At 46.7% G+C, this 7,126-nt stretch carries 7 protein-coding genes; 6 read left to right on the forward strand and 1 reads right to left on the reverse strand.

Annotated elements, in window-relative coordinates; genetic code table 11:
- Both K2Q26_14330 and K2Q26_14335 read left to right on the forward strand, forming a co-directional pair.
- The coding region (locus K2Q26_14330; protein MBY0316697.1) for a hypothetical protein at nucleotides 1-321 on the forward strand (321 nt) is incomplete at its 5' end.
- Nucleotides 318-944, forward strand: a complete 627-nt coding sequence (locus K2Q26_14335) for a class I SAM-dependent methyltransferase (protein ID MBY0316698.1) — start codon at nucleotides 318-320, stop codon at nucleotides 942-944. The genes K2Q26_14330 and K2Q26_14335, both read left to right, overlap by 4 nt.
- Here the strand turns inward: K2Q26_14335 and K2Q26_14340 are convergent.
- Nucleotides 941-1,618 carry a hypothetical protein gene (locus K2Q26_14340; GenBank protein ID MBY0316699.1) on the reverse strand — a complete coding sequence of 226 codons (678 nt, stop codon included), beginning with the start codon at nucleotides 1,616-1,618 and terminating at the stop codon, nucleotides 941-943. The genes K2Q26_14335 and K2Q26_14340 overlap by 4 nt on opposite strands.
- A 23-nt stretch (nucleotides 1,619-1,641) precedes the next feature.
- Here K2Q26_14340 and pepN point away from each other — a divergent pair, with 23 nt between their 5' ends.
- The 4 genes from pepN to apaG all read left to right on the forward strand — a co-directional run bounded on the left by pepN (nucleotide 1,642) and on the right by apaG (nucleotide 6,900).
- On the forward strand, nucleotides 1,642-4,296 hold the full coding sequence (gene pepN / locus K2Q26_14345) for an aminopeptidase N (GenBank protein MBY0316700.1): 2,655 nt from the start codon (nucleotides 1,642-1,644) through the stop codon (nucleotides 4,294-4,296).
- 74 nt (nucleotides 4,297-4,370) lie between these two features.
- Nucleotides 4,371-5,993, forward strand: a complete 1,623-nt coding sequence (locus tag K2Q26_14350) for a hypothetical protein (protein ID MBY0316701.1) — start codon at nucleotides 4,371-4,373, stop codon at nucleotides 5,991-5,993.
- Entirely contained in the window at nucleotides 5,990-6,409 is a 420-nt protein-coding gene (locus K2Q26_14355) for a low molecular weight phosphotyrosine protein phosphatase (protein MBY0316702.1), read from the forward strand. The genes K2Q26_14350 and K2Q26_14355 overlap by 4 nt, the downstream gene beginning before the upstream one ends.
- 101 nt (nucleotides 6,410-6,510) lie before the next feature.
- Complete coding sequence (apaG, locus tag K2Q26_14360; GenBank protein ID MBY0316703.1) at nucleotides 6,511-6,900, forward strand: Co2+/Mg2+ efflux protein ApaG; 390 nt, start codon at nucleotides 6,511-6,513, stop codon at nucleotides 6,898-6,900.
- Nucleotides 6,901-7,126 lie beyond the last annotated feature (226 nt).

Raw genomic sequence — 7,126 nt, forward strand, 5'->3', positions numbered from 1 at the left:
AAGAAAGCGGTGATGGGCGACCTTAAGGCGGGATATCTGAATTCCTTCGCGGCTTTCTTATTTGCCGACCTCAACGAGGCCCAGCGCCGAGAAGCGTTTTTGATTCATGATCTCGATCAATTTAAAAAGTTTATCGGGCCTGTGACCTTTAACGAAAAACTTCGTGAGTTTGATGCAAAAAACGAAAGACTCATTCAAGAGTTTCAATCTCTCATCCAAAAGCTCGAGGAGAAACTCCTGGCGACCCCTGGCAAGGAATCTTGGTCTAAAGGCATCGCTTGCTTAAAGCCTCTCCCTCAGCCCATCTACTGGCGTGAATGAAACAGTTTGAACTGAAGACGATCGAAGGAGTTTTGCATCTTTGCAAAGTCGATTCGACGGAGCGTGGCCTCTCTGTCGATTTTGTGGCTGATGCCGGAAACTATCTCAAACAAAAACTCTCCGCGAAAAATGATCTCCTGGCTAAAGCGGTCGGACTCAAAAAAGGCCTTCGCATCTGCGATCTCACTTTGGGATTGGGCAAGGATGCATTTAAATTGAATTTCCTGGGGGCAACAATTCACGGTGTAGAAATTCATCCTTGGATGTTCGCCCTCGTCCAAGACGCGCTCACTCGCGCACAGGGCAAGGGAAATACCCGTCACTTTTCCATCGAAAATCGCGACGCTTTAGACTTTGTGGAAAACTCCGGGGAAGAGTTTGATATCTACTACATCGATCCGATGTTCAACCACAAGCGCACCGCTCTTCCCAAAAAAGAAATGCAATACCTGGCCGAAGTCTCCCCTCTAGAAGACGAAGCTCACTTTGGAAAAATCATTCACACTCTCAAGCAACACCAGCGGAAGATTGTTGTTAAACGCGCTGACAAAGCTCCTCATCTTGCAGGCCTTGAACCCAAACGTTCCGTCAGCGGCAAACTCATCCGCTTCGACATCTACTAAAGGGACTTCATGAATTTTTGGGCTTGCGAGAGGACTTGCATGGGGATTTCGTGCCCACCTCGGAACTCACACCATTGCCCGGTAAACCCTTGATCCTGAAGGAGGTCAAAAAGAATCTTGCCTTGCCCCATGTTGAGAATGGGGTCCATCTGTCCATGACTTTGCAAGAAGGGTACGGGCGGTACAGCCTCAAGCTGCTGACGTAGACTTTCTACATCCACCGCCACTGTCGAAAGTAACAGCAGGCCTGCGAGTTTGTCCCCTACACTAGGGAGTATGTGACTGGCAGCCATCCCTCCCTGACTAAAGCCCCCTACTACGACTTGGTCGTACTCTTTGGCGATATCTTCCATAAAAAAAGAAAGACCGTTGCGACATTGGACGAATTCTTTAGACGACCACTGAGTTAAGTCGCGTGGTTTTCCAGTCATCATCGCGAGCTGATATTCTGCCATATCAATAGGCCACCAAGCGCGTCCCATCATATGGGCACCGATGTCGACCTTTAAGGGACCATTCGGGAAGATCCAAGTCCAAGCTCCAGCGGGGTCAATCACTTCGGCCAGTGGCGCTAAGTCCGAAAAATCTGCACCATAGCCATGAAATATCACAGCAGCCTTTGACGAACCGGGATTAGCAACAATACATTCATAACCTGACAGGACTTGTCTCATGTCCCTGGTGTACTGGAGCTCGAATGAAAAAACAACCTCAGATCGTTCATCTTAAGGATTATCAACCCCCTGCGTATTTGATCCCGACGGTTAATATTAAGTTCGATCTTTTCGAAGACGAAACTTTAGTGACAAGCACTCTCACTGTGGAGCGCGCGGCGAAAACGGCACCGAAAACCCCTTTTGTCCTTTACGGAGAGGATCTCGAGTTGATCTCGATTAAATCCAATGGCGTGCCACTGGATAAAGAAGATTACACCCTCACGGAAGAAACTTTGACGATCGACAAACCCACTTCACTCAACTTCGAACTCGAAATCAAAACTAGGATCTTCCCGCAAAATAACAAATCGTTTAGCGGTTTATACAAAACAAAGAAAATTTTCTGCACGCAGATGGAGGCTCAGGGTTTTCGCCGAGTCACCTATTTCCCTGATCGGCCCGATGTTTTGTCTCGTTACACCACGACGGTCACTGCAGAAAAATCAAAGTATCCCTATTTACTCTCCAATGGCCACTGCGTAAAAACCGAAACTCTCGGGAGTGGCCGTCACACCGCCGTTTGGGTAGATCCTTTTCCCAAGCCCTGCTACCTCTTTGCACTGGTTGCCGGCGATCTCGGAAAAACGGAGAGCACATTCACCACCAAGTCCGGTCGCACCGTGCAGTTAGAAATCTACACGGATAAAGGGAATGAATCGCGCTCCGCCCACGCGATGGAATCTCTAAAGCAGGCGATGAAATGGGACGAAGATGTCTTTGATCTCGAATACGATCTGGATCTCTACATGATCGTTGCGGTTGACGACTTCAACATGGGCGCCATGGAAAACAAGGGCCTCAATATTTTTAACACCAAATATGTTCTCGCCGACAAGCAGTCCGCAACCGACGCCGAGTACACCGCCATTCAAGGGGTGATCGGTCACGAATACTTTCACAACTGGTCGGGGAATCGCGTCACCTGCCGAGATTGGTTTCAGCTGAGCTTAAAAGAGGGCCTCACGGTATTCCGAGATGAGGAGTTCACATCAGATCTCAATTCTCGAGCGGTAAAACGCATCGATGACGTGAATCTTATTCGAACTCGACAATTTCCCGAGGATTCGAGCGGAATGGCCCACCCCATCCGCCCGCCGTCTTATCTTACAATCGATAACTTTTACACCTCTACTGTGTACATTAAAGGCGCAGCAGTGATTCGCATGCTCCAGACTCTGCTCGGGCGCGAAACTTTCATCGCCGGCGTTAAAAAATATTTCGAAATTTACGATGGCCAAGCTGTCACTACCGAGGACTTTATCAAAGCTTTAGAAAACGTCTCCGGAAAAGATCTCTCGCAATTTCGCGACTCTTGGTACAATCAAGCGGGAACTCCTACCGTGAAGGTTAAGACAAATTACGATCGCGATCGCCATGAGTACATGATGACCTTCACGCAAAAAACCATAGATCCCGTGACTAAAAAGGTAAATAAACCCTATGTGATTCCTATCAGCATCGGCCTATTCAACTCCCAAGGCATCGAAATTCTCCCGCTGGTCAAAGGGAAAAAGCGAACCCAAGGGAATACCGCCACTCTCGAATTGAACCAAGCGGAGCAAACCTTTACTTTTACAAGCGTATCCCAAAAGCCGGTCCCCTCTATCTTAAGAAATTTTTCGGCGCCGATTCATCTCCACTACGAAGCGAGTGATAGTGAGCTTCATCTCCTGATGAGTTCTGACGTCGATCCCTTTAATCGCTGGGAAGCGGCTCAAAGAATGTATCAAAAAGCCATTCTCGCCAATGTTGCCAATTTGCAAAACAACAAGCCGCTCACAATTCCGCCGAACCTTCTGGCTGGTTATGCAAAAAATTTATCTCAATATCGAACGATGGATCACGCGTATCTGGCAAGACTCCTACAGCTCCCGCAGATCAATTATATCGTTCAGTTCTTAGAGCCTTTCGATATTAAGAACCTCGAAAAATCATATTTGTTCTTTAAGCGAAGCTTACGGGATCACTGTTTACAGCAGTTCAAAGACATTCATTCCAAGCTGGTCCAACTGCCCGACGACTTTTCCTCGGCGGCCGTTCAAGGTCGCTCTCTTAAAAGTGTGGTTCTCGATTTTATCACTTGCGATCAAGCTGACAACTCAGTGGACCTTCTCAGTCACGCGTATTTTAGCGCAAAAAATATGACGGACTCCCTGTCCGCTTTATGGCTCCTCAGTCAAACCACTCACCCCAAAGCTCAGAAAGCCTTGGAGGACTTTAAACAACGATGGCGGGACGATTCTCTCGTCATTAACAAGTGGTTTTCGATTCAATCTGCGTCTTGGCATCCATCCACTTTTGAAACCGTTAAGAAACTAGAGCAAGATTCTTTATTTGATAAAACAAATCCCAATAAGATCTACTCACTCCATGCAACGTTTGCAGGATCGAATCCTTTCCGTTTTCATGGAGAATATCAAAAGACCTACGCCTGGCTCACCGATGCCATTTTAGATATTGATCAGCGCAATCCTCAGGTGGCCTCTCGCCTCGCAACGAGTTTCAACGATTGGACCAAATGGTCACCCGAGCAGCAAAAAGTGGCGGAGACGCAACTTTTACGAATCAAAAACGACGCGAAAACTTCGAAGAATGTGTTCGAAATCGCGGATCGCGCCTTAGGTATGAAACTCTAGCCCTGGCTGCATTTTATTCACTCTGATTCGCAATGATTTGTATTGTGCATTTTTGTATGTATAATACTGTTTTAATGAACAACAATTATGAGATCCTCACAGCGCACATGACTCGCATTATCAGCGAGACTAACGGCCTGAGTTTACAAGATACCCTCCAATTACTTATTGCCTCTCCCGAAGTAGATACCGAGAGCAAAAATCAATTCGTTGATTTTTCTAAAAAGGTCGACGAGTTTTCCATTAACAAATACGATATGGAACAGCTTCTCAAGCATCCCGTATCGATGGCTTTGACAGATTTCTTTAAATCTTTCCCGCTTCACTACCGCGAGGAGCACATTCACCTCACGGGTTCACTTTCGGCCGATTTCGTCTATCCTCGTCTCAAGGAACTTTTAGAAGGCCCTAAAGCCGAAATTTACAAAGAGAAGATTAAGGCCGTTTATGGTGATAAAGCGTTCCCCATCGATAGCGTCGCTAAAGTCGCTCAACTCCTCAGTCTACAAGATGGCGAACAGTTTGATCGCTACCTGGAGATCTTGCTTTTACCAAAGTTGATTTTGACCTCTCTCGAAGCTCATAGAGATGCCGCTTATCATATGGCCAACGAGTTGTTCCACAAATACAACGTAGGGGCCATCCGCCTCAAATTCACGCTATCGCGAGCGACCACCACCGCGATCGAGGAAATTCCCGGTGCGGACACTTTACCCAGTGAAGATGTGGTTTTGGGACTTTACCAAGGCTTTAAAAAATTCCAGTTAGAACAACCCCAGTTTCAGTTTATTCTGTCCCCTTGTTTTAGGAAAGAGCCTAGCTTCTACGATGCTAAACGTTTTAAGAGCAAAAAAGATCACTTTGACCATCAAGTTCAGCAGTTGATTGATATGCTTCAAGCTCATCCCTTCCTCTTGGATCATGTGACGGAAGTGGATACGGTAGGAAGCGAAAAGGATCTTTATCGCAAAGAGCAGTTCAAAGAGATGAAGATTGGTTTTAGAAAACTACACTCCATTGGTTTAAAAATTCGCTCGCATCACGGCGAGACTTGGGACACCCTTCGCCGTGGGATTCAGTCTGTCGATAATGCGATGAACATTTGGCATGTGGATGCGGTGGAGCATGGCTTAAGCTTGGGAATTAATCCTAACTTTTACTTCCATCAGTTCTATCAAAAAACGATGGCTTTAAACTCTAAGGGCCAAGCCCTCGCACCCAAATCCATTGAGTATCGCGAAGTTCAGGATCTCGACTGGAATGGCCGCGATGTGATTAAAAATAAACTCATTCAAGGGCAAGTTTTGAGCGATGAGGAACAAACTTATTTTGTAAAAGCGAAGTTCCACGCCGCTCGCGAGATCGAACATTACCAGCACGATGTCCTTAATCGGATGATCGACAAAGAGCTCTCGGTGATCGCACTTCCCTCGTCTAATAAAAAACTCACGGGGCAGTTCGAAGATTATAAAGACCATCCATTTAGCTGGTGGGAGAAAAAAGGTGTTAAGCTCGGTGTGGGCACGGACAACTACATTACTCTCAACACTAACTACATTCGCGAGATGCTCATTCTTTTAGTCACCGATCCTCGCCAACTCAAAATCACAAAACTCTTGATGGTTTGCACCGGCGAAAAGCGTCGACCGCTGATTAGTCAACACCTGTGGAAAATGCGCAAACGGACTAAAGAATGAAAAAGTTAAACGTTATCTTTATTTGTCTTGGAAATATTTGCAGATCTCCCACGGCGGAGGCCGTGATGAAAGCTCTGATCCAACGAGATAACCTCGAAGATAGAATCTTTTGCGACTCTGCGGGGACTGCAGGTCATCACGAAGGCGAAGATGCTGACGCACGGAGCATTACTCATTCCAAGAGACGAGGATACGAGATCACCAGCAAGTCCCGCCCTTTTTTAGCTCATAAGGACTTCTCGGACTTCGACTACATCGTTGCGATGGACGAGGCGAACTACTCAGATCTTCTAAAGCTCGATCGTGATCGAAAGCATGCACGTAAAGTTTTTAGATTAGTGCAATTCTGTACAAGAAATAAATATAAAGAAGTCCCTGACCCCTTCTACGGTGGCCTGAAGCCTTCGAGGAAGTGATCGACATTATCGAAGATGGCTGCCACGGATTGCTCCAGAAAATTAAGATGGATCATAATCTCTAACTTGCATTTCGGTTTCGCCTTTCGTAAACACAACTCATGACCACTTATACTGAAACGACTGAGAATTTCCTTGTTGAAGTGAAGCCCAGCTATGTTCCCGAGCACTCAGAGCCCGAGGAATCCAAGTACTTCTTTTCCTATAACATCAAAATCACAAATTTGGGCGACAAGCCCGCCCAACTCTTAAGACGTCACTGGGTGATCATGGACGGCCGCCAACACCGCGAAGATGTCGAGGGCCCCGGAGTCATCGGCGAGACGCCTTTCTTTGAGCCCGGCGCCTCCTTCGAGTACACCAGCTTCTGCCCACTTCCTACGCCCACAGGCAGTATGCGCGGTTCGTACCTTATGACAAAGCCCGATGGCGAAACTTTTAAGATTCGCGTTCCATTGTTTTTCTTAAGAGATTTTAGCCACGATCAGTAGATTCAGCGAATTCACTTCTCCCGCAAAAATCCTTTACCGAAAGAGATCAAATGTCTCGCCATCATCCTGAGTGCAGCGAAGGAGCTTACATATCCCCCCCAAAAAAAGAAAAAGCCTTGGTGGTGACCAAGGCTTTCATATCTGACTTGTAACTTGCTGCTAATTATTGGCAGTAACGTAACTGGTTCGTTTGTGTCTCGTAAAGAGCGAACCCAGAGCAATCACG

Source organism: Bdellovibrionales bacterium, assembly GCA_019750295.1.
Taxonomy (GTDB): Bacteria; Bdellovibrionota; Bdellovibrionia; order Bdellovibrionales; family JAGQZY01; genus JAIEOS01.

Excerpts from the sequence above, each read along its gene's own strand:
- apaG (MBY0316703.1), top strand. The coding sequence starts at position 6,511 with ATGACCACTTATACTGAAACGACTGAGAATTTCCTTGTTGAAGTGAAG.
- pepN (MBY0316700.1), top strand. The coding sequence starts at position 1,642 with ATGAAAAAACAACCTCAGATCGTTCATCTTAAGGATTATCAACCCCCT.
- K2Q26_14355 (MBY0316702.1), top strand. The coding sequence starts at position 5,990 with ATGAAAAAGTTAAACGTTATCTTTATTTGTCTTGGAAATATTTGCAGA.
- K2Q26_14350 (MBY0316701.1), top strand. The coding sequence starts at position 4,371 with ATGAACAACAATTATGAGATCCTCACAGCGCACATGACTCGCATTATC.
- K2Q26_14340 (MBY0316699.1), bottom strand. The coding sequence starts at position 1,618 with ATGAGACAAGTCCTGTCAGGTTATGAATGTATTGTTGCTAATCCCGGT.
- K2Q26_14335 (MBY0316698.1), top strand. The coding sequence starts at position 318 with ATGAAACAGTTTGAACTGAAGACGATCGAAGGAGTTTTGCATCTTTGC.